This window comes from Faecalimicrobium sp. JNUCC 81 (assembly GCF_053667625.1).
The window spans coordinates 1,246,744-1,270,476 of the sequence record NZ_CM132203.1 but is presented as its reverse complement, the minus strand read 5'-3'; the positions used below and the strand labels follow the sequence as shown (position 1 = coordinate 1,270,476).

20 protein-coding genes are annotated in these 23,733 nt (G+C 27.6%); 4 read left to right on the top strand and 16 right to left on the bottom strand.

Annotated features, from left to right (window positions below):
• Positions 1-69: 69 nt before the first annotated feature.
• Entirely contained in the window at positions 70-1,107 is a 1,038-nt protein-coding gene (gene mglB / locus JNUCC81_RS06375; RefSeq protein ID WP_454095821.1) for a galactose/glucose ABC transporter substrate-binding protein MglB, read from the bottom strand.
• A 187-nt stretch (positions 1,108-1,294) separates the two neighbouring features.
• Here mglB and JNUCC81_RS06370 point away from each other — a divergent pair, with 187 nt between their 5' ends.
• A complete protein-coding gene (locus JNUCC81_RS06370; RefSeq protein WP_454095820.1) occupies positions 1,295-1,912 on the top strand; it encodes a DUF3786 domain-containing protein in 618 nt (205 codons plus the stop codon).
• A gap of 520 nt (positions 1,913-2,432) precedes the next feature.
• On the opposite strand, the gene JNUCC81_RS06365 is transcribed toward JNUCC81_RS06370, so the two are convergent.
• A complete protein-coding gene (locus tag JNUCC81_RS06365) occupies positions 2,433-4,331 on the bottom strand; it encodes a glutamine synthetase (protein WP_454095819.1) in 1,899 nt (632 codons plus the stop codon).
• 308 nt (positions 4,332-4,639) lie between these two features.
• Between JNUCC81_RS06365 and JNUCC81_RS06360 the strand changes: the two genes are divergently transcribed.
• Complete coding sequence (locus JNUCC81_RS06360; protein ID WP_454095818.1) at positions 4,640-5,413, top strand: exonuclease domain-containing protein; 774 nt, start codon at positions 4,640-4,642, stop codon at positions 5,411-5,413.
• A gap of 20 nt (positions 5,414-5,433) precedes the next feature.
• Here the strand turns inward: JNUCC81_RS06360 and JNUCC81_RS06355 are convergent, their stop codons facing one another.
• Both JNUCC81_RS06355 and JNUCC81_RS06350 read right to left on the bottom strand, forming a co-directional pair.
• A complete protein-coding gene (locus JNUCC81_RS06355; protein WP_454095817.1) occupies positions 5,434-5,760 on the bottom strand; it encodes a hypothetical protein in 327 nt (108 codons plus the stop codon).
• Between the two features lie 176 nt (positions 5,761-5,936).
• A complete protein-coding gene (locus tag JNUCC81_RS06350) occupies positions 5,937-6,689 on the bottom strand; it encodes an exodeoxyribonuclease III (RefSeq protein WP_454095816.1) in 753 nt (250 codons plus the stop codon).
• A gap of 287 nt (positions 6,690-6,976) precedes the next feature.
• Here JNUCC81_RS06350 and JNUCC81_RS06345 point away from each other — a divergent pair, with 287 nt between their 5' ends.
• Positions 6,977-8,197 (top strand): pyridoxal phosphate-dependent aminotransferase, encoded by a 1,221-nt coding sequence (locus JNUCC81_RS06345; protein WP_454095815.1) that lies wholly within the window; start codon positions 6,977-6,979, stop codon positions 8,195-8,197.
• A gap of 30 nt (positions 8,198-8,227) precedes the next feature.
• On the opposite strand, the gene JNUCC81_RS06340 is transcribed toward JNUCC81_RS06345, so the two are convergent.
• The 4 genes from JNUCC81_RS06340 to JNUCC81_RS06325 all read right to left on the bottom strand — a co-directional run bounded on the left by JNUCC81_RS06340 (position 8,228) and on the right by JNUCC81_RS06325 (position 11,787).
• A complete protein-coding gene (locus tag JNUCC81_RS06340; protein ID WP_208333391.1) occupies positions 8,228-8,680 on the bottom strand; it encodes a MarR family winged helix-turn-helix transcriptional regulator in 453 nt (150 codons plus the stop codon).
• Between the two features lie 195 nt (positions 8,681-8,875).
• Positions 8,876-9,100, bottom strand: coding sequence for a hypothetical protein (locus JNUCC81_RS06335; RefSeq protein WP_454095814.1), 225 nt, complete (start codon positions 9,098-9,100; stop codon positions 8,876-8,878).
• Between the two features lie 248 nt (positions 9,101-9,348).
• On the bottom strand, positions 9,349-10,791 hold the full coding sequence (purB, locus tag JNUCC81_RS06330; protein WP_454095813.1) for an adenylosuccinate lyase: 1,443 nt from the start codon (positions 10,789-10,791) through the stop codon (positions 9,349-9,351).
• Between the two features lie 87 nt (positions 10,792-10,878).
• Entirely contained in the window at positions 10,879-11,787 is a 909-nt protein-coding gene (locus JNUCC81_RS06325) for a tyrosine-type recombinase/integrase (RefSeq protein WP_454095812.1), read from the bottom strand.
• A 133-nt stretch (positions 11,788-11,920) separates the two neighbouring features.
• Here JNUCC81_RS06325 and JNUCC81_RS06320 point away from each other — a divergent pair, with 133 nt between their 5' ends.
• The gene (locus tag JNUCC81_RS06320; protein WP_454095811.1) at positions 11,921-12,730 is read left to right on the top strand and encodes an undecaprenyl-diphosphate phosphatase; all 810 of its coding nucleotides are present in this window, start codon (positions 11,921-11,923) and stop codon (positions 12,728-12,730) included.
• 37 nt (positions 12,731-12,767) lie between these two features.
• On the opposite strand, the gene JNUCC81_RS06315 is transcribed toward JNUCC81_RS06320, so the two are convergent.
• From JNUCC81_RS06315 to JNUCC81_RS06280, 8 genes are all read right to left on the bottom strand, one after another.
• Entirely contained in the window at positions 12,768-14,546 is a 1,779-nt protein-coding gene (locus JNUCC81_RS06315) for a UvrD-helicase domain-containing protein (protein ID WP_454095810.1), read from the bottom strand.
• Between the two features lie 169 nt (positions 14,547-14,715).
• The gene (locus tag JNUCC81_RS06310; protein WP_454095809.1) at positions 14,716-14,994 is read right to left on the bottom strand and encodes a hypothetical protein; all 279 of its coding nucleotides are present in this window, start codon (positions 14,992-14,994) and stop codon (positions 14,716-14,718) included.
• Positions 14,995-15,299: 305 nt separating this feature from the next.
• Complete coding sequence (gene rny / locus JNUCC81_RS06305) at positions 15,300-16,841, bottom strand: ribonuclease Y (RefSeq protein WP_208333394.1); 1,542 nt, start codon at positions 16,839-16,841, stop codon at positions 15,300-15,302.
• A 253-nt stretch (positions 16,842-17,094) separates the two neighbouring features.
• Positions 17,095-18,129, bottom strand: coding sequence for a recombinase RecA (gene recA, locus JNUCC81_RS06300; protein WP_454095808.1), 1,035 nt, complete (start codon positions 18,127-18,129; stop codon positions 17,095-17,097).
• A gap of 285 nt (positions 18,130-18,414) precedes the next feature.
• Complete coding sequence (gene pgsA, locus JNUCC81_RS06295; protein WP_454095807.1) at positions 18,415-18,957, bottom strand: CDP-diacylglycerol--glycerol-3-phosphate 3-phosphatidyltransferase; 543 nt, start codon at positions 18,955-18,957, stop codon at positions 18,415-18,417.
• Complete coding sequence (gene rimO / locus JNUCC81_RS06290) at positions 18,944-20,278, bottom strand: 30S ribosomal protein S12 methylthiotransferase RimO (RefSeq protein ID WP_454095806.1); 1,335 nt, start codon at positions 20,276-20,278, stop codon at positions 18,944-18,946. The genes pgsA and rimO overlap by 14 nt, the downstream gene beginning before the upstream one ends.
• On the bottom strand, positions 20,272-21,330 hold the full coding sequence (gene mnmH / locus JNUCC81_RS06285) for a tRNA 2-selenouridine(34) synthase MnmH (RefSeq protein WP_454095805.1): 1,059 nt from the start codon (positions 21,328-21,330) through the stop codon (positions 20,272-20,274). The genes rimO and mnmH overlap by 7 nt, the downstream gene beginning before the upstream one ends.
• Positions 21,331-21,332: 2 nt before the next feature.
• Positions 21,333-23,699 carry a DNA translocase FtsK 4TM domain-containing protein gene (locus JNUCC81_RS06280; protein ID WP_454095804.1) on the bottom strand — a complete coding sequence of 789 codons (2,367 nt, stop codon included), beginning with the start codon at positions 23,697-23,699 and terminating at the stop codon, positions 21,333-21,335.
• Positions 23,700-23,733 lie beyond the last annotated feature (34 nt).

Below are 23,733 nucleotides of genomic sequence, written 5' to 3'. Positions count from 1 at the left end.
ACCAAGAAGATTAATTTAATCTTCTTGGTTTATTAGTACTATTTAGTTACTACTTAATTATGTATTATATTATTTTGCATCTCCTATATTTTCTTTTGTTATTCCAACATAAGGAACACGAAGAACTTTATCATTTAATTTCCACTCAGTTCCTTCAACTACATCTTTACCAGAGGCAGCATTTACAGATAAATCTATAACAGCTTTACCTTGATTTACAGCATCATTTAATACTGTTCCTATTACTTTATCACTTTCTATAAGAGTTATTATTTCTGGTATAGCATCAACTCCTACAACTGGCATAAATTTATCTCCTGAGAAATATCCTTCTTTTTCAAGAGAAGCGACTGCACCAGAAGCCATACCATCATTATTACAAATTACAAATTCTATTTTATCTCCAAATTTAGCTAACCAAGCATCCATTTTTTCAGTAGCTTTTGCAGCATCCCACATAGCAGTATCCACAGCTAACTCTTCTGTCTCTATTCCTTTTTCATTTAGTGTTTTTATAGAATACTCTGTTCTTGCCTCAGCATCTGGGTGCCCTGGTTCACCTTTTATCATTACATATTGAATTTTTCCATCTCCATTTTTATCCCATTTTTCCTTGTTTGCATCCCATTGTTTAGCCATAACTTCACCTTGTATAACGCCTGATTCCTTTGAATCTGTTCCAACATAATAAGCTTTATCATAACTCTCCATAGCAGCTTTATCTGGTTCTTTATTAAAGAATATTACAGGAAGCTCTGCAGATTTAGCTTTTTCTATAACTGTAGTTGCAGCTTTTGGATCAACTAAATTTATAGCTAATACCTTAACACCTTTTGCTATCATTGTATCAATTTGTTCTAATTGTTTTGCTTGATCATTTTGCGAGTCATTGATTATTAGTTCCGCTTTATCCTTTGCATTTGACTCTAATTCTCTACGTACTGCAGACATAAAGTTATCATCATATTTGTATATTGTAGCACCTATTTTTGGAAGGTCTGATGCTCCCTCACTTTTACTTCCTTTATCAGATGATGAACTACACCCTACAGCTGAAAATAACATCATAGCAGCCATACTTAGTGCTAAAACCCCTCTTTTATTCATACAAATACCCCCTAAGATAATTTTTAAGATATAATGTAAATATATCCCTATAAAGTGTTTTTCCTAAACCTTATGTAAAACGTTTTCTTAATTTTATTATAAAACGTTTTCTATATGTTTCGCAATAAATTATCTATAGTTTTTCTATGTTTTTAGAATTTTTAGTCTATTAGTGGGAGGTAAAAATATGAATTATGTAAAAAAAAATAACTACAGTTTAGCTCTTGACTACTCTAGAGAAAAAATTAAAAGTCTAGACCCTTATAATATAGCTAAATTAAGTAATATTATATTTAATAAAGATTTATCTATATTTGAAATTAACATTATGAATAATATGTTTAATATGGAGTACCCAAGTGGCAAAATCTTAGAAAAATCTAATAGTTTAGAGTTAGATATTATAATTACTCGCTATTTATCAAACGCAATGGGTGCACTTCCTACTAATAAATTTATTACATTTAAAGAAATACCTGGTGGAAACGTTTACTATAATAATTTTCTAAATAGAACTATAAAAAGATTAGCTTATGAGTTTTCTGATTGTATAGACAAGTATAAAACTTTTATGGATAATTTAGGGGCTGAAAAAGTAAATATGGGTGATTTAGCTTATAAATTTAATTTTATTGGTAATACTTTTATGATATTTATTATTTGGTTTGAAGATGATGAATTTGAGGCAAATGCAAATATATTATTTGATTCAAATATAACTTATTATTTTAATACAGAAGACTTAGCTGTAGTTCCTGATATAGCTATTGATTTAATTTCAAAGGGCATTAAAGAACAATTTTAAATATATTATTTATTCACATATTTAATATATTTAAATATTATATAGTAATAGGAAAAGGGGGATTTATAAATGATTAAAGATTTGGCTATTTTATCTGGCTTTATATCCTCAGTGTTTATATTATTATATACTTTAATGTACTTATTTAGAGATATTTACTATATATCTAATAATTTAAAACTAAAAAAAATCATCAATAAAATATTACCTGTATTAACTAAATATAATTCGTTCTTTATATTGATGATTTTGATATTTGCTATAATTCATATATTAGCTCTTTATAGTATATATGGTTTTTCTATTAATACAGGATATGTTATTATATTTGTTCTAATTTTTATAATTAAGTTTAATTTTTTCCCATCAAAAAATATAATTTCTAATTCCTCAATTAATATTTATGCTTACTTATTATTTATAAGCTTGCTAGTTCATTTAGTATTTAAAATATGATAGTTAAAAATTATAATTTACTTAAAATAAAAAAGAAGAGTTATACTCTTCTTTTTTATTTATATTAATATATGTTTTTCTTATATTGCATATATAACTTTTCTATTTCTTCCATCTCAATATTTAATTCAAGTTGTAACTCAGATACTTTCTTATAATCCTTGCACTCTATCGCATCTCTTATTTGAGTAAATAATGATGTTTTAGTCAATGTGTCTTTCATTACCTTGAACTTAATATCTGATATTGAATTCCACACTACTTCATCTAATGCATCCATATTTTCTTTATTATGTAATTTAACATACGAAACTATAGTCTCTTTATCATCTTGAATTATTCTATTTTTTAATTCTTTAGTCCATCTATCTATAGCACCTGCTTTAAATGAGTTGATTATAGCATCATTAAATACATCCCCTTGTTTTAAAGCTTCTAATTTATAAGAATAAGTTTCTAAGTTTTTCATAGTTTCATATACAGTAGCTGGTGGTGCCCCAAATCTTTCATTTCTTTCTTCTAATGAATAATGTTCAAATACATCTTGTTCATCTCTGTATGCTCTATTTTTGTCTAGATAAAAACTTTCTTCCCCTACATCTTTAGATAGTTCTTTTTCAAGTTCTTTTGTATTTAATTTACTTTTAGCGGCTGCCTTTATACCATCTAACATTGTTTGGTAACATCCTGCTATTACTAAGTAAGTATTTGATAAAGGATTTGGCGCTCTTAGTTCAAGTCTTACTGATTTTGGACTTTTTATATCTCTTACTAAACCAACAAGTACAGATCTATTTCTTGATGGTACTTCATAAGAATGTCCTAAAGATGTAACTATACAAACTGGAGCTTCAAATCCTGGTACTAATCTATTAAATCCATCATTTGATGATGTTACTATTGGACTTAATACTTCATAATTGTGAAGTATACCCATAAGCGCTCCGTATCCTATCTCACTTAAGTAATCTTCTTTCATATCTTTTGGTGCAAATAAGTTCTTTATACTACCATCTTTTAATTTAGCACTTACACCTACATGAGTATGTTCTCCGCTTCCAGCTACTCCATGTATTGGTTTTGCTTTGAAAGTGACTTCTAATCCGTTTGATGCAAAAACATCTTCAATAACTTCCCTTGCTAGTAATTCAGTATCTGCTGCTTGAAGTGGAGTTGAGAATTTCCATGAAACTTCTAATTGTTCCATTGCATGATTCGTTTTACCATCTATGCTTATAGAACGATGTATACCACCAACTTCTTTATGAGCCATTTCTGGATTTACACCTAATTTTTCAAGTAATATTAAACTTTTCTCTAAGCAAGTTCTTATAATACCATGAGTTCTTTTCCAATATTGTTCTTTTAAGCTTTGCGATACATATAATTTTTCTAAATCAGCTTTATCTTCTGGAGTATTTACCCAAAATTCTAATTCTGTAGCTGATGTTAATATTATTTCCTCGATGTCTGATACGTCTTTTATTCCGATATTATTTATAAGGTGGGGATATTCTTTAAATAATTCTAAAAGAGATTTTCTAAAGTTTTTCTCTGCCTTTTTAAGTACACCTCTTGAACATACTTTTTTATTATCATGTATTAAAAATGCAGGTATTTTTAATGTACCTACTGGTAAGTTAAGTTCTTCATCAATATGTTCAAAATTATAATCTATATACCATTTACTATCAACATCTGGCATTAAATCTACTTTAGCATTATTCAGTGTCGCTATATTATGAAGCTCAACACTAGATCCATCTGTTTGTATAGCTGATTCTAAAAAGTCATCTATATCATCTAGAAACAATTTCATTGGTATCTTTTCATCTGTTGCATTTCCTCCTAGGTCTACTCCCATTAAAGAAACAAACTTGATGTTTTCATTTTTACTTAAAATTTCTCTTAAATCTTTTTCATTATGATTCTCTTTTGCTATAGTGTATAATAATTTTTTCATATTACCACTCCCCCAATCTATTGATATAATATTTTATAACTTAATAAAAAGAAACACGTCTTAAGATACTTTTTTGTTGTTTCGTATACTTTCTTTGTATATACATTTTTTGTTCGCTTATTTATTTATACTTATTATATATTAGCGTTAAAAAGTTCGCAATATTTTTATTTTTAATTATACATATCACTTCTACAATAATTTAACATTTTTATAAATATAGGGTATACTAAAGAGTAAGTATTTATTTTACTTTATAAGTTAATTTATTATATAATTAACATAAGATAATTTAGGAGAAAGATGCCATGGAATATATTGTTTTTGATTTAGAATTTAATCAAGGTTTTGATAAATCACTTAATAAAACTGTATCTAATGAAAGATGTCCTTTTGAAATAGTACAAATTGGCGCAATTAAATTAGATAGTAGTTTTAATATAATAGATACATTTAATAGTTTTATAAAACCTGAAATATATAAAGGAATTCATCCTTTTGTTGGAAAAATGACTGGAATTACAATGAAAGATGTTTCAGATGCACCAGGATTTGTTCAAGTTTATAAAGATTTTAAAAAATTTATATCTTCTAAAGAACCGATTTTATGTGTATGGGGAACTGGTGACTTAAAAGAGTTATACAGAAATATAAAGTATTATGATTTACCTTCAAAATCTTTACCTAAGGAATATATTAATATTCAACAACATGCGTCTAAGCATTTCAATAACCCGGTTGGTAAAAGTATCGGTCTTCAAAATGCTATAAATATCTTAGGTGTTACGCAAGAAAAATCTTATCACAATGCATTAAATGACGCATACTATACTGCACAAGTTTTTATGAGAATTTATAATCCAAGTATTGTTCCTGATACTTATATATACACTACTGTTAAGCCATCTAGTGTTAAGCGTAGTCCTAAGAAAGTAGTTGATTACGATAAATTATTTAACGAGTTTAGCAAAATGTTAGATAGAGAATTATCTAAGGAAGATAAAAAAATAATTGACCTTGCTTATAAAATGGGAAAAACTAATCAATTTTTAATAGAAGCTACAAAATATAAAAAAAGATAGACTATAAATAGTCTATCTTTTTATATATTTACAAATAACATCTTTATTAATTCATATTGAGCAAACTCTACACTTTTAATTTCTTTCTTAGTTTCTCTACTGTATTCATTATTTCCAATAAAAATATCTACATCTCCTACACTCGCATACAATCCATCTAATATTTTCATAAAGTCATTTACTTTAACACTTTCTTCCTTTGACCTTAATAATGTTATATTTTGACTTTCACAATCTTTATAAATAGAGCCTACCCCACATATAAGACTATCTTCTTTTATATATACAACTTCTGCTCCTAATGATTTTCCTTTTTCTAATTTATATTTAAGATCTAATAACTTCATACGTATCCCCCTAATTATAAAAATCCGCTTTAAGCCAAATATGAGTAATCATTTTTGTTCTCACTAACATATATTGCCTAAGCAGCGTGTTAGCAAAACTTTTAAATCTAGCGGTTCGATATTATATTATATTAGTACATATGATTTTTTATTAATTATTTTTTAATTTTTTATATTTATTTAATAACTAACTCTACTGGACAATGATCTGATCCTAATATTTCATTATGAATATTAGCACTTAATAATCTATCTTCTAATTTATTAGATGCTACAAAATAATCAATTCTCCATCCAGAGTTATTTTTTCTTGCATTGAATCTATATGACCACCAAGAATATGCTCCTTCTTTTGATGGGTTAAAGTGTCTATAGGTATCTATAAACCCTTCTTTTAAAAACTCACTGAATTTATTTCTTTCTTCATCTGTGAATCCTGCATTTTTTCTATTAGTCTTAGGGTTTTTTAAATCTATTTCTTCGTGAGCCACATTTAAGTCTCCACATACTATAACTGGCTTTATATTATCTAACCTAACTAAATAATCCCTAAAATCATCTTCCCACTTCATTCTATACTCAAGTCTCTTTAACTCACTTTGTGAATTTGGAGTATATACTGTTACAAAATGAAAATCATTAAATTCTAAAGTTATAACTCTACCTTCAGTATCATGTTCTTCTATGCCTATTCCATAATACACATTTAGAGGTTTTTCTTTTGTAAATATAGCAGTTCCTGAATAACCTTTCTTTTGTGCATAATTCCAGTATTGGTGATATCCTTCAAGCTCTAAATCTATTTGACCCTCTTGAAGTTTTGTTTCTTGTAAACAAAATATGTCTGCATCTACTTCCTTAAAATAATCTAAAAACCCTTTAGTTACACAAGCTCTTATCCCATTAACATTCCATGATATAAATTTCATTTATTCCTCCTTAGTTTAACTATCTTTATAAAAATTATATTACCCAATTCTTATCATAATCTATCATATAGTAATGCATTTTGTAAACTTTTATATTTTAATTAATATATAGTTTATTTAATTTTTCTATAAATTAAATAAACTATATATTGGTGATTTTTTAGTACTGTATACATTGGCTATATTGCTACTTTCTAGGTGATTTTTAATTTTAATTATGCTACTATAAACTTGGATACGCATTATAATTTTAGTCTTCTATATTAATTTAGTAGGGGGTATTTTTAATGAAATATTCAAAGAGAGTTAGTTCTATGCAATCTTCTCCAATAAGAAAGCTAGTTCCTTATGCACTTGATGCAAAATCTAGGGGAATTAAAGTTTATCACTTAAATATAGGTCAACCAGATATTAAAACTCCTAAAAGTTTTTTCGACGCAGTAAAAAATTTTGATAACGAAGTTTTAGAGTATGCTGTATCACCTGGCATTCCTGAACTAATAAAAGCACTAAAAGACTACTACGCTACATACGATATGTATTTTGAGGATGATGAAATACTTGTCACAAATGGTGGAAGTGAAGCCTTACTTTTCACCATGATGGCTATATGCGATCCAGGAGATAATCTACTAGCCCCAGAACCTTTTTATACTAACTATAACGGCTTTAGCCAATCTATTAATGTTGATATAAAGCCTATTACTACTAACGCTGAAGATGGTTTTCATCTTCCATCTAGAGATTATATAACATCCTTAATTACCCCTAATACTAAAGGTATCTTACTTTCTAATCCAGGCAATCCAACTGGAACAGTTTATACAAAAGATGAAATCTATATGATAGCAAACTTAGCTATCAAACATAATCTTTGGATAATAGCTGATGAAGTTTACAGGGAATTTGTTTACGATGGGCTTGAGTATACAAGTTTTGGAAATATAGATGAAATAAAAGATAGAGTTATTATTATAGATAGTGTATCTAAAAGATATAGTGCTTGTGGAGCTAGAGTAGGATCTATAAGCTGTAAAAACAAAGGACTTATAGCTGAAATACTTAAGCTATGCCAAGGAAGACTTTGTGTTGCTACCTTAGAGCAAGTCGGATCTACCCAGCTTTATAAAACTTCTAGTTCTTATTTTGAAGAAGTTAATAAAGAATATGAAAATAGAAGAAATATGCTATATAATGAGTTAATGAAAGTTGATGGAGTTATATGTAAAAAACCCACTGGTGCATTTTATATATTAGCTAAATTGCCAATTGAAAATTCAGAAGATTTCGTCATTTGGATGCTTAAAGATTTTAGCAAAAATGGTGAAACGGTTATGACATGTCCTGCTGAAGGTTTTTATGCAACACCAGGCCTTGGCCGTGATGAAATAAGGATTGCCTATATACTTAATGAAGATGATTTATTGAAAGCTGCAACATTACTTAAAGAAGGTCTTGAAGAATATGTAAAATTATTTAATAAAAAATTATCTAATTCTACTAATTAAATAAAAAAGCAACCTATTTAGGTTGCTTTTTTATTTAATTCCATTTTTAGTTAAAATATCTTGTAAGGTATTTATAGCATTGATATATCTATTTCTATCATCCTCACTAAATTTAGAAAACTTTTCTTCTAACTTAATGCTTAACTTTTCCATAAAGTCTAGAGCAATCTCATTTCCTTGTTCTGTAGTATTAATTAAGTATTTTCTTCTATCTGATAAATCTCTTTCTCTAATTACAAATCCTTTTTGCGCTAAATCATCTACCATGCTAGTTAAACTTCCTTTTTCTATGTTTAACTTTGAACATAGATCAGTCATACTTATAGATCCATTATTTTTTATAAATAGTAAAGCTCTTAACTGAGTTTTATTTACATTATACGTACTTGCATATTGTTTTAGATACTCTAGATAAAGGCTTGAATATATTTTTGGAAATGTTTTAGATAAAAAGCTTATTGTATCTGATATTATATAATTCATTTTACCCCTCCAGATATTATAATTTATTATCTTTTCAGATATTCCATTATAGTTTACATTAAAATATTTATTAATACAATACCTTTTTAAAATAAAATAATCTCAATTTATTACTATTTTTTTTAGCTAAAATAAAAATAAAGCATGTTATTTTAGTTTTAATTAAAACTAAATAATATGCTTTAACTTACTACACTATTTTCTATTTAAATATCTACTTTCATACATAGAGTATAATATTAACGCAACTATTGAGAATGCAACAGAACCTGCTATCATGAATATGGTATCTAAGATTCTACCTCCTAGAGCTGGTTCTACTGCACTAAATACATTAGCAAATCCAAATACTGATGTAAATATCATCAGTATTAATGATATCAGAGTTAATTTTTTGGATGTGTTAGTATTTCCTTCCATTATGATTCCTCCTTAGCATGATATAATATTACTTTTTGCAAGAAGTATCATTTTAATTCATATATATAACATTTTATCTTTTTAATGTTACTCGATTTTATACATATTTTTATATTTTTAATTCGATAAACTTATGATTTATTTTTAACTATTAGATTCCATATTTTCTAAAAAAATAAACTCATATAGATTAGGATATAATTTACCTTATCAATATGAGCTTATTTTTTAACTCTTTATATAAAATTTTATACGTGTAAATCTATTTTTAATCCTATATCTTCTTTATAAGACTCTATTGCAGGTTCTAATGTTTCATTTACAAATTCTACAACTTGCTCTGGAGCTCTTCCAACAAAGTTTTTAGGATCCATTATAGATAACATTTCTTCTTTACTCATTTTAAATGAATCATCATTCATTATAAGCTCCATTAAATTATTATCTAAACCTTCATGCTTAACTCTATAAGCTGCCTTCATAGAATATTCTCTTATTATTTCATGAAGCTCTTGTCTGTCTCCACCTCTTTTTACAGCTTCCATTAAAATAGTTTCTGTTGCCATAAATGGAAGTTCCTCATTTATATGTTTATTTATCATGCTTTCATAAACTACTAATCCATCAGTTACATTCATTCCTATTTCAATTATAGCATCTGCTGCCATAAATGCTTGAGGTATAGCTAATCTTTTATTTGCTGAATCGTCTAAGCTTCTTTCTAACCATTGAGTAGCTTGTACTAATGCAGGACTTAAAGATTCTGATATTATATACTTAGAAAGTGACGCTATTCTTTCACTTCTCATTGGATTTCTTTTGTAAGCCATTGCAGATGAACCTATTTGATTTTTTTCAAAAGGCTCTTCTAATTCTTTTAAACTTTGTAAAAGTCTTATGTCGTTAGTCATTTTGTGCATACTTTGAGCTATACCTGATAATACGCTTATTACTTGATAGTCTAATTTTCTTGTATAAGTTTGACCACTTACAGCATATGAAGACTTGTATCCCATTTTTTCACAAACTAATCTATCAAGTTCTTTTATTTTATCTGTATCGCCTTCAAATAAGCTAACAAAACTTGCTTGAGTACCAGTAGTACCCTTAACACCTCTTAGTTTCATATTATCTATTCTATAATTTAAATCTTCTAAATCTATTATTAAATCTTGAGCCCATAAAGTTGCTCTTTTACCAACTGTTGTAAGTTGAGCAGCTTGGAAGTGAGTAAATCCAAGTGTTGGCATATCTTTATATTTTAGAGCGAATTCTTTTAAATTATTTATTAGGTTTACAAGTTTAACTCTTATAAGTTTTAATGCTTCATTCATTTGTATAACATCTGTGTTATCTCCAACATATGCTGAAGTAGCACCTAAATGTATTATACCTTTAGCATTTTCACATTGCATACCATATGCTTTTACATGACTCATAACATCATGTCTAACTTCTTTTTCTATTTTTCTAGCTTCATCAAAATTTATATTTTCTATATTAGCTTTTAACTCAGCTATTTGCTCATCAGTTATATTTATTCCTAGTTCTTTTTCACCTTCTGCAAGTGCAACCCATAATTTTCTCCAAGTAGAGAATTTAAATTGTGGCGAGAATATGTAGCTCATGTCTTTGCTACAATATCTGTCTGTTAAAGGATTTGTATATGTGTTATATTTGTTATCTATCATAATTTGCACCTTCCTTGAGTCTTTTTATAACCTAATTATACAAAATATGCCGAACCATAACAAGTTTTTTTTTGTTTATGTTCATATTTACTTTTCATTTATCTTGAGATTTTCCTTATTCGCTAAGTAATCTACACTTTCACTATCAACAAAATTTAAAACATATTTATACCTTATTGCATAGTATTTATCGCTCCATCCCAATTGATTTTTTATATCTTCTTCCTCTGCACCTAATCTTAATGCTATAGCTGCAAATGAATGTCTAAAATCTTTTGCTGAATACTGAGACAGTCCTGCTAAACTTAATGCCTTACTTACTATTAATCTTACATTTCTATCTGTTATAGAATTACTCTTTTGTGTAGTAAATACAAAATCTTCACTTGGAGTTATAATTTCCTCTAATCCTGAGTAATTTCTATAATCTTCTATTAATTTAAAGCAATATGGATGAAGTTTAACTATTCTTTCTTTTCTACCTTTTCCTAATTTAGTATAATAGTTATCTTTCTCATCAACCATTATATCTTTCCATTTTAAGTTTACAAGCTCATTTAGTAAGCATCCCGTAGTTATTAAGAATACTATTATTACCCTATCTCTAATATTTAGTTTATGTAATACGTCTATAAGCTTATTTATTTCTTGTATGCTAAGTACATCATCTTTAGTTTTTATTCTTGTTACTGCTGGTTTTTCAACATGTCTAAAAGGATTTATTTCTATATATTCTTCTTTCATTAAAAAATTATAGAAACTATGTAAATAACTATAAATTTTTTCACATGTTGATTTTGCATATCTTTCTTGAATATAGTCTATAAATTTTTTACAATCATGTTTTGTTACATAAACTAAGTCTTTATTTTTCAGAAATTCTTTAAATAATGTTATTTTAGATAAGTAGTCATGCTTTGTTGTTGGGCTTAGCTTCCTTGCAAAACTTTTAAAAACTTCATATTCATAATCATCTAATCCCTTTGTAGTATACATAATGTCTCCTTTCCTATTCTTTATAATTTATTTAATATTTAATCTTATGTATTGAATATATTTTATAATATTGATATACTTTTATAGTTAACGTATTTTACGTTACTTAGATTTTAAATTGGAGGTAATTAATATGCTTGATATTTTAAAAGCTATTATCTTAGGTGTAGTTCAAGGAATTACTGAATGGTTACCTGTAAGTAGTACTGGACATATGATACTAGTTGATGAGTTTATAAAACTAGATATGCGTCCTGAATTTATAAGTACCTTTTTAGTAGTAATTCAGTTTGGTTCAATCCTGGCTGTTCTTACAATATTCTTTAAAAAGCTAAATCCATTTGATAGCTCAAAGAGCAGAATTCAACAACGTGAAACTATAGATTTATGGATTAAAGTTATAATCGCAGTTATACCGTCTTGTTTAATTGGTGTATTATATGAAGATAAAATAGATGAGTTATTCTTTAATTCAACTACTGTAGCTATAGCACTTATAGTTTACGGTATAATAATGATAGTTCTTGAAAACAGAAATAAAAAACCTAAAGTTAATGATTTTTCACAGCTTACATATAAGTTAGCTATTGGTATTGGATTATTCCAATGCTTAGCTTTAATACCTGGTACATCTAGATCTGGTTCTACTATAATAGGTGCTACACTTTTAGGAGCATCTAGATATGTAGCTGCAGAATTCTCATTCTTCTTAGCTATACCAACTATGCTTGGTGCTAGTGCTTTAAAACTTTATAAAGCAGGTTTTGCATTTACTGGATTTGAATGGATTGTACTAGCAACTGGCTCTATAGTAGCATTTATTATTTCAGTATTTGTTATTAAATTATTAATGGATTATATTAAAAAACATGACTTTAAAGTATTTGGTTACTATAGAATAGTTCTAGGGGTAATAGTACTTAGCTATTTCTGGATATTTTAGTATTATAAAGTAAAAGAAGCACAAATGTGCTTCTTTTTTATTTTGACTCTATAAGAAGCTTTATTATATCGCTAGAGTTTTCATTAAAAGTAGTGATTATACTTAAGTAATCACAAGCTCTATTTATAGCTAAATATACTTTATTTAAATCTCCTACGAAGTCATTTATTTGATAATCTTGTTCTTTATCATTTATTTTATGATTATATAGCATTTCTAACTGACAAATTATTATTGCCTTATATTCTAAGTTTCTAATTGTATAAATATTAGACATTGTAACGCCAGGTTTTTTGCTTATATTAGTTAAATTCTCTTCTGCATATATATATGGTATTTCAGCTTCTTCTAGGGCCTTTTTAAGCATATATTGGAAGTATATAGTTTTGCCATTTTTAAGTTTTTTCTTATTATATGGATATATAATTCCTATTTCAGAATAATCTAGTCCTTTTTTACTTACTAAATATTCAATTTCCCATAAAACAGAGCTAATTTGTTCATCTAAATCACTAACTTTTATAATATCTACAGCTTTATTTCCACTTCTAATTGCTTTAGTTTCATAAAATTCATTATGATTTATATTACTTCTTAAATTTTTAATATATTCATTAGAATTTTTAGCGTAATTATTGCCAAACTCAACAAGTTCCATAGACTGTCTATAGTTTTTATCTAAGAATATTTTCTCTTCAAATTCTATATCATCATATACACCTTTAAATATATTTAAATTAGTAGATATATTTATTGAGTCACATGAAAACATATTAAATATAAACTTACTCTTATATAAAAATTCTCTAATAAACTCTATATTTGATTTTGAAAAACTTTCCGCCTCATCTATAAATATTCCTTTAAACATGTGTTTATTTTTTATAATATTTTTGGCTTGTTTTAATAAATTATTGAAAGTTTTTTCAAAATCTTTTTTCAGCATATTATAATCTACAATTAAATTATACTTTTTAGCTAATTTAAAAATAAAAGAACTAAATGTATATATTTCTAAGTTATTATTCCCCTTATATAATAGTTGTACTTTTTCTCTTAATTCATTACATGCTTGCTTTGAATCCGTTAATATTAAAAACTTATGATGCGGATATACTCTAGCTAATTTCATAGCTCTAGATATCATAATAGTACTCTTACCTGTCCCAGAACCGCCTGTAAATAATGTATTACCATACTTTATAGATATTACATCTCTCATTTGGCTACCTTTTATCATATCAGCACTATATTTATAATCATCATTATAAAATGAGATTTTTTTAAACTTTTTATTTAAATTAGCCTTATCGTTTATAACATAGTATTCTGGACATATTTCTAATATAAATAAATTTAAATCTATCTCATTATTACTTTCTTTTAAGTAACCATTTATAAGGTCTTTATTGTCTATAATATTTTGAAGTTTAGTCTTATCTATTATATGATTATTAACAAATTCATTATCTTTATAATCGTCATCTAATTCTATATATGGCATAATAAAAATATAATTATAGAATATATTTTTATTATTTTGTGCCATTTTAAGTTTTAGTAAATCATTTTCTTCATTCATTACTTCAATTAGCTCTTCTTCTAATATGAAAAATAAATCCTCTGTTGTATCCATAAATTTTATAAATAAAATCTTATTATCTTTTATATACAACATATCTGTATTTATTCCTTTAAAAGGAGTAACTTTTGGCACAATATTAATATCTTGATTCATCTTTTTATAAAAGCTTTTTTCTATTTCTTTTATCTTTAAAGCATCTAGTTGAGAGTTAATATTTATGTACTGATTCACCTTACATTCCCCCTTATTTTATAATAATTATACCATTTTAACTTATACTTTGCTATATCGGTTATTTTTAAATGTAAAATTTTACATATTTATATTAAATTTTAATTTTAAATACATATAATAAGTTTTTATACAAAATAAGGAGAGTATATTATACCCCCCCTATAAATTACATTTTATAATTCTTTTCTATCCATAAATTCATTTTTCTTCTTACATCATTTTCTTTTACTTCATAAAATGTAGCATCTTTTGTAGTATAAGTTTGTACTAAATTCTCTACATCTGTAGGATAATCTATAAATGATCCATTTTTATTTTCAAATCCAACACTCATTATATCATACTTATCATCTTTTTCAGTAAGTACTACTCCATATTCTATATCTTCATTTTTATCACAATTTGTTATTTTTACATATTGATTTTTAGCTAATTTATTTAACATAAAATACATCCTTTCTTTGCGTTTGTATTTATTATTACCAATTTAGTTATGTATCATATACTTTTTATATTTTTATTTTAAATAACTTTTATATATATTATTTTTATATATTTAAATTTTTATACATTTAAATTTTGTATTAATATATTTATATGATAATAGGCTATATATTAGTTTTTAAGCCGTTTCTAATACATATTATTAGATTTCAAATTTTAATTATATATTCTGATTTATTATAAATATTTATATATTAATTTTATAAATTCAAACTAAAAAAGAGAGGTAATTTACCTCTCTTTTATCTATTTAGCATATTCAATTGCTCTAGTTTCTCTTATTATACTTACTTTAATTTGTCCAGGATATTCAAGTTCATCCTCGATTTTTTTAGTCATTTCTCTAGCTAATAAGTGGATATCCTCATCGCTTACATTTTCAGGTTTAACCATTATTCTAACTTCTCTACCTGCTTGTATAGCAAACGATTTTTCTACGCCTTCATAAGAATTAGCTATTTCTTCTAATTTTTCTAATCTCTTAATGTACGCTTCTAAAGTTTCACGTCTAGCACCTGGTCTAGCTGCTGATATAGCATCTGCTGCAGTAACTAAAACTGCTTCTATTGTTTGTGGTTCATAGTCACCATGGTGAGTACTCATAGCATGTATTACGTCTTTTGATTCTTTATATCTCTTTAATAAGTCCATACCTATTTCTACATGTGTACCTTCCATTTCATGATCTACTGCTTTTCCTATATCATGAAGTAAACCTGCTCTTTTAGCTAATTTAACATCTGCCCCTATCTCTGCTGCCATTATCCCAGCTATGTGAGCTACTTCTATAGAATGCTTAAGAACATTTTGTCCATAACTTGTTCTATAATTAAGTCTACCTAATAATCTTACTAATTCAGGATGTATTGCATGTACACCAGTTTCAAAAGTAGCTTGTTCCCCATATTCTTTTATTATGTTATCTACTTCTTTTCTAGCTTTTTCAACCATCTCTTCTATTCTAGCAGGATGTATTCTTCCATCAGCTATTAATTTTTCAAGAGCAACTCTCGCAACTTCTCTTCTTATAGGATCGAATCCTGATAAAATTACAGCTTCTGGTGTATCATCAATTATAAGATCTATCCCTGTTAATGTTTCTAAAGTTCTTATATTTCTACCTTCTCTACCTATGATTCTACCCTTCATCTCATCATTAGGTAAGTTTACTACTGTAACAGTAGTTTCTGCAACATGGTCTGCTGCACATTTTTGGATGGCATACCCTATTATTTCCCTTGATTTCTTTTCAGCATCTTCTTTAGCTTGAGCTTCTATCTCTTTTATCATTATAGACATTTCACGTCTTACTTCTCTTTCAGCATTAGTTAATATAATATCCTTTGCTTTATCTGAAGTTATCCCTGATATATTCTCTAGCTTTTCTAATTGTTGAGTCTTTATAACCTCAACTTCCTCTGTTTTTTTCTCTACATTTTTTAGTTTGTCATTTAAACTAGTTTCTTTAGATTCTAAGTTTTGTAACTTTTTATCTAATACTTCTTCTTTTTGAATTACTCTTTTTTCATACTTTTGTAAATCAATTCTTCTCTCTTTGTTTTCTCTTTCAGCTTCGCTTCTCCACTTATGGATCTCTTCTTTTGCTTCTAGTAGCTTTTCTTTTTGTACTGTCTCTGAATCTCTAGCTGCCTTTTCTAATATTTCTTTAGCTAGGTTTTCAGCTTGACCTATTTTTGATTCGGAAATATTTTTTCTTACAAAATATCCTACTATAATACCAACGGCTGCACCTATTAAAATCATTACGAACTGCATTATGACATCCACCTCCTTTGTTAATAATCCCAAAATGTCATCTCTAAAACTTTCAAAATCATTTTTATAATCACAAGTAAAACTATATATATGTAAAGTACCCTAAATACACATAATCTGTCTTGTAATCTAAGCAAATTACTCTTACTTTAATTTTTCTAAAAATAGTTTGCTATAAAATCAAAATTAGATAATTTATCCTTCTTTAATTTTATAATTTTTTCTAACTCATGTCAAGTTAATAGGAGGTGTGTATATTTTTTTATTATTCTAATGTATCTTCTTCTTGTGCATTTTCTCTAGTTTCATCTAATTTATAATGTTTTCTTACTTTTACATCTATTTCTTCTATTAAATCTGGATTATCAATTAAGAATTTTTTAACATTTTCTCTACCTTGTCCAAGTTTAATTTCCTCATAAGCATACCATGCTCCTGATTTTTTAACTATATCTACTCCAGCAGCTATATCAAGTAAATCTCCAACTTTAGATATACCTTCTCCATACATTATATCAAACTCTGCTTGCTTAAATGGTGGAGCTACTTTATTTTTAACAACCTTAACTCTTGTTCTATTCCCTATTACTCTGTCTCCTTGCTTTATAGAATCTATTCTTCTAACATCAAGTCTTACTGAAGAGTAGAACTTAAGAGCACGTCCACCAGTTGTAGTTTCTGGGTTACCAAACATTATACCAACTTTTTCTCTTAACTGATTTATAAATAATGCCACGCAGTTAGATTTTTTTATAGAACCTGTTAATTTTCTAAGCGCTTGAGACATAAGTCTTGCTTGAAGACCAACATGACTATCTCCCATATCTCCTTCTATTTCCGCTCTTGGAACTAATGCTGCAACCGAGTCAACTACTATTATATCTATTGCACCACTTCTTATTAATGCTTCTGCTATTTCTAACGCTTGTTCCCCTGTATCTGGTTGAGATATTATTAAATTGTCTATATCTACACCTAAAGCTTTTGCATAAACTGGATCTAGCGCATGTTCTGCATCTATAAATGCTGCTATTCCACCTTGTTTTTGTGCTTCTGCTACAGTATGAAGTGCAACTGTTGTCTTACCTGAAGATTCTGGTCCGTATACTTCTATTATTCTTCCCTTTGGAAGTCCTCCTATACCAACTGCTATATCAAGACCTATAGACCCTGTAGGTATAACGTCTATTGCCATTGAAGTAGCTTCTCCTAACTTCATTACTGAACCCTTACCGAATTCCTTTTCTATTTGTCCTAACGCTTGATTAAGCGCTTTTAATTTATCTTGTTCTATACTCATTTTAATACCATCCTTTCATCTATATAAATCAAACATTTGTTCTCTAAACTATATATTGATTATATCTTATAAATCTTATATAGTCAATTCTTAAAATAGTTTAAATTGTTCTTTATCTATCTATTTTTAAAATATTTTTGATGATGAATTCTAAATAAGTTTTCAGTAAAATTTTACCACACCCATTTTATTTATAAACCTTTATTTATATTTTTATACAAAATTTATATTTATATTTAAAAAGCTGTAAAAGGTAATTAAAATTATCTTTTACAGCTTATATTATTATTTACTATCCATAAATAAATGTTTATTTTTATGTAAATATTCCCATCCTGAATATAACGTAAGTAATGTAGCAATAAGTATAGTTATATCACCTATTATTATTAAAAGTGAATTATCAAAATTAGCCCCTAATAATAATAATGGTATTGCTACCATTTGGCTTATTGTTTTTAGTTTTCCACCACCACTTGCCGCTATAACCTTTCCATCAGCTGCTGCAATTGCTCTTAATATACTTACAGTAAGTTCTCTAGCTACGATTATTATAACCATCCATCCAGGAACTAAGTCTACTTCTATCATACAAATAAGTGCTGATATAACTAAAAGTTTATCTGCTAATGGGTCCATAAATTTTCCAAAGTCAGTTACTAAATTATGTTTTCTAGCAATATTTCCATCCATTGCATCTGTTATAGCTGCAATTATGAAAACTAAACATGCTGTCAAAAATTTGTTCGGTATGTCAAATAACATTACCAGTATGAATACTGGTATTAAAAATATCCTAAATAAAGTTAATTTATTAGGCAAGTTCATTAATAACATCTCCCATTAAATCATATTCTAGCGCATTATTTATTTTTACAGTTACAAATTCTCCAACCTCAAGCTGATTTTCAGATTTTACATATACTATACTGTCTATTTCTTCTGCATCTCCTTGAGTTCTTCCTATATAAACCTTATCTTCTATTTGTTCTTCAACTAATACTTCATATACATTTGAAACTTTAGCTGCATTAAGTTCTTGTGATATACCTTGTTGAACTAACATTAAAGCATCTCTTCTTTCGATCTTAACTTCTTCGTCTAAGTGATTAGGTAGTTTATCTGCTGGTGTATTTTCTTCTCTTGAATATGCAAATGCACCTAATCTATCAAATTTAGCTATTTTTGCAAACTCTACTAATTCTTCAAAGTCTTCTTCAGTTTCACCTGGGAATCCTACTATTATTGTAGTTCTTAAAGTAGCATCTGGTATATACTTTCTTATCATTTCTATTTTTGATAATATGTCTTCTTTAGTTGTATGTCTATTCATTAGTTTTAGTATTCTATTACTTGCGTGTTGTATTGGCATATCAAAATAATTACATATATTATCGTACTTTTTGATAACTTTAACTAATTCTTCAGTTATAGATTCTGGATATGAATACATTATTCTTATCCATTTTAGACCTTCGATTTGTGCAAGTTCTTCTAAAAGCTCTGGTAACATCTCTTTGCCATATAAGTCACAACCATACTTTGTTGTATCTTGTGCTATAACTACAACTTCTTTAACTCCTCTAGCTGCTAATCCTTTTGCTTCAGTTATTATATCTTCCATCTTTCTACTTCTATATTTACCCCTTAATTTAGGTATTATACAGTAAGTACACTTATTGTCACAACCTTCACCTATCTTTAAATAAGCCATGTGAGCCGGAGTTGATATATATCTTGGTAACTCTTCATTATAAGCAAATTCTATGTCATTTAAGCTTACTATATGCTTTTCTTCTTTTAATGACGCTATTATTTCGTCTATATTTTGATAACTTCCTGTTCCAACTATTGCGTCTATCTCAGGAATTTCAGCCTTTAATTCTTCAGAATATCTTTGAGCTAAACATCCTGTTACTATAAGAATTTTTAAATTTGCAGTTTCTTTAAGCTCAGCAAGTTCAAGTATAGTATCAATTGATTCTTGCTTTGCTGATTCTATAAATCCACAAGTGTTAACTAATATTATATCCGCTTCTTCAAAGTCTCCTACTAATTTATATCCTTTTTTATTAAGTATTCCCATCATTATTTCTGCATCTACCAAGTTTTTAGAACATCCTAGCGATTCTAGTGCTATTTTTAACATTGTATCTCTCCTTTTGTTGCTGCTTTATGAAATGTCATTGCTTCTTCTAAAGCTTTTTCCATATTATCAAAATTTATAACTTTATTGTAAGTATACTTCTTAACTGAATGTAAATATAGCGGATCATAGTATTCTACTAAATACTTTTCTACAAGTTCTTCATATTTACCTTCATCTAATAAATTTATATACTCATCTACTTTATTATTACCAAGTCTTTTTCTAAACTTAGATATACACGTCTTTAGTACTTCTATATTTTCACTATCTTTACCATATATATAATCTCTGCATAATCTTTTTACTCTATTTTCCAAACTACATTCTAAAAGCAAATGATACCCATCTCTAACTATTGCATCATAAATTTCATTAGGTATTAATACATGTCCTACTCTTTTACTTTCACTTTCTATAAACACATAGTCAGTAGTTGAGAAAAATAAATTTTCAAAGATTTTAGTCTCAAAATGCTTTTGAGATGGTGGTTTTTCGTCAAAAGTTATAAATCCAAAAGTAGACCCACTATTTTTAGCTATCCCTTCTAAATCAATATTATCTATATTTTTTTCTTCTAACATCTTTAGTAAATCTGTTTTTCCTGCTCCAGTTAAACCATGTACTACTACAAAGTTTTTAGTGTCCATTATATTTTGTAAATAGTTTAATACATAGTTTCTGTATGCTTTATATCCACCTTCAAGTTGGTAAACATTTATCCCTAGAGATGATAGTAGATTAACTATAGACCCACTTCTCATCCCACCTCTAGCACAATATACAACTATATTATCATACTCTCCTGCAAAGGCTGTTACTTGCTTGTATATATCTTTTAATTTATAAGTTACATACTCAAATCCCTTTTCGATAGCTTCATGCTTTCCTTGCATTTTATATATAGTTCCGACTTCATTGTGCTCATTATCTTTAAATAATGGCATATTAAATGCATTTAGTATATTATCTTCTTTGTGTTCTGATTCTGTTCTTACATCTATAAATATTGCATTTTTAAGTACTAATGCATCCTCTACCTTTATTGTTTTCAATTTTATTCACCTTCTAAATTTTGTAAGTCTTGTTTGCTCATTAATACCTTTCTAGGTTTACTTCCTTCGCTTTGACCAACAATACCACGTTCTTCCATAGAGTCTATAAGTCTTGCTGCTCTATTAAATCCTATTTTAAATTTTCTTTGTAGCATAGATGCTGATCCTTGACCACTTTCAACTACAAACTCTATAGCTTGGTTTAATAATTCATCTTCATCACTTGATTTAGATATATTAGCCTTAGATATAGTTTCCATTATAGTATCTTCATATTTAACTTCTTCCCTTACTTGGCTCTTCACGTAGTCTATAATTTTTTCCGACTCATTTTCTGATATAAATGCCCCTTGAAGTCTTACGGGTTTCGCTGCACCTAATGGGTAGAATAACATATCACCTTTACCAAGTAATTTTTCTGCTCCACCCATATCAAGTATAGTTCTTGAGTCTGTTTGAGATGAGACTGCAAAAGCAATTCTTGATGGTATATTTGCTTTTATAACACCTGTTATAACATCAACTGAAGGCCTTTGCGTTGCAACTATTAAATGCATACCTGCAGCTCTTGCCATTTGTGCCAATCTACAAATATAATCTTCAACATCATTTGCACTTGCCATCATTAAGTCAGCAAGCTCGTCTATTATTATTACAATCTTTGGAAGTTTTTCTTCCGACTTTTCATTGTAACTTGTTATATCTTTTACTTGAGTGTCTGCAAATAATTTATATCTTCTATTCATTTCAACAACTGCCCAATTAAGTGCATTTGCTGCTTTTTTCGGATCTGTAACTACTGGTATTAATAAGTGTGGTATTCCGTTATAACTTGCAAGTTCAACAACCTTAGGGTCTATAAGTAAAAACTTAACTTCATCAGGTTTTGCTTTGTATAATATACTGTTTATTAAAGTATTTACACAAACACTTTTCCCAGAACCAGTTGACCCTGCTATAAGTAAATGAGGCATTTTTCCTATATCACCTATAATTGGTTTTCCACTTATATCTTTACCTAAAGCCATAGCTAATGGAGAATCAAACTTTTTAAATTCATCACTTTCAATAACATCTCTAAGCCCTACCATTTGTGCTTCTTCATTTGGAACTTCTATACCTATTGCACTTTTACCTGGTATTGGAGCTTCTATTCTTATACTTTTTGCCGCTAAGCTTAAAGCTATATCATCAGTTAAATTTACTATTTTACTAACTTTAACTCCTGGGCTTGGCTGTATTTCATATCTAGTTATAGTAGGTCCAACTGTAACTTGATTAACTTTTGCTTCAACTCCAAAGTCAGATAATGTCTTTTCAAGTAAAGATGCATTTTTTAACACTTTCTTTCTACCATTATCATCAGTTTTTTTATCAACTTTATTTAAAAGCTCAATACTTGGTATTTTATAATTTTCATATGTTGCTTCTGATTTAACATTTATTGGTTGAGTCTTTTGTATATCATTGTTTAAATTATTTGATTTTTGCTTTTCTTTAGGTTCTTCTTTAATATCTTGAAGTCCTTTTAGTACCTCTAGCTCAGACATACTTTGAGTTCCTTCTAATATTTCTAAATACTCATCTTCTGCTTTGTTAAATCCTACTATCTTTATAGTTTTATCATTAACGTCTTCATCATAATTCATAACTGCTTCTTCGACTTTTTCTGCTTTTTTCTTAGACATAAAATTCTTTAACTTGCCTTCTTTTTTAACAACTGTATTTTCATCAACTTCATCAGTTATCATGTCTATTGCAGATTGTTTCATATTTAAAACTCGATCCTTAAAACTTAAATCTTTGTTACTGTTATTTTTACTAGCTACATTTGACATTACATCCTTTATAGATATATTAAATGTAAACATAACAGTTATTATAAGCGCAAATACACTTATTAACCAGCTACCTGTTATACCAAATATTTTACTTAAATAGTAAGTTATTGTAGTTGCTATCAGTCCACAACCTTCACCATTTACCCCCATTTGCATAACCGGTTTTAACATTTCTGGACTTAGTGGACTATCAACTGGAAGGTTTCTAGCATTCATAAGCCCATAAAATACAAATATAAATGCTATACCTGCATAATATACTTTAGTATGTTTAAGCCTGTATATATACTCATTTCCATCAAAGAATCCAAGTATCCCTGTTACAATTACTATAAATGGTATAGCAATTGAAAGAGACCCAAATAGCCCTTTAAATAATGATTGCATCATGTTTCCTATCAAACCCATTGAACTTGAATTTAAACTATATAATAAAAATATACCTACAAATATGGTTACTAGGTTGTGATATTCTGCATTAAAGCTTAGTTTATTATCTTTCTTTTTGCTCTTTTTTTTCTTAGCCATCAATCTCACCTCTTATTTTTCTACAGTTTCATAT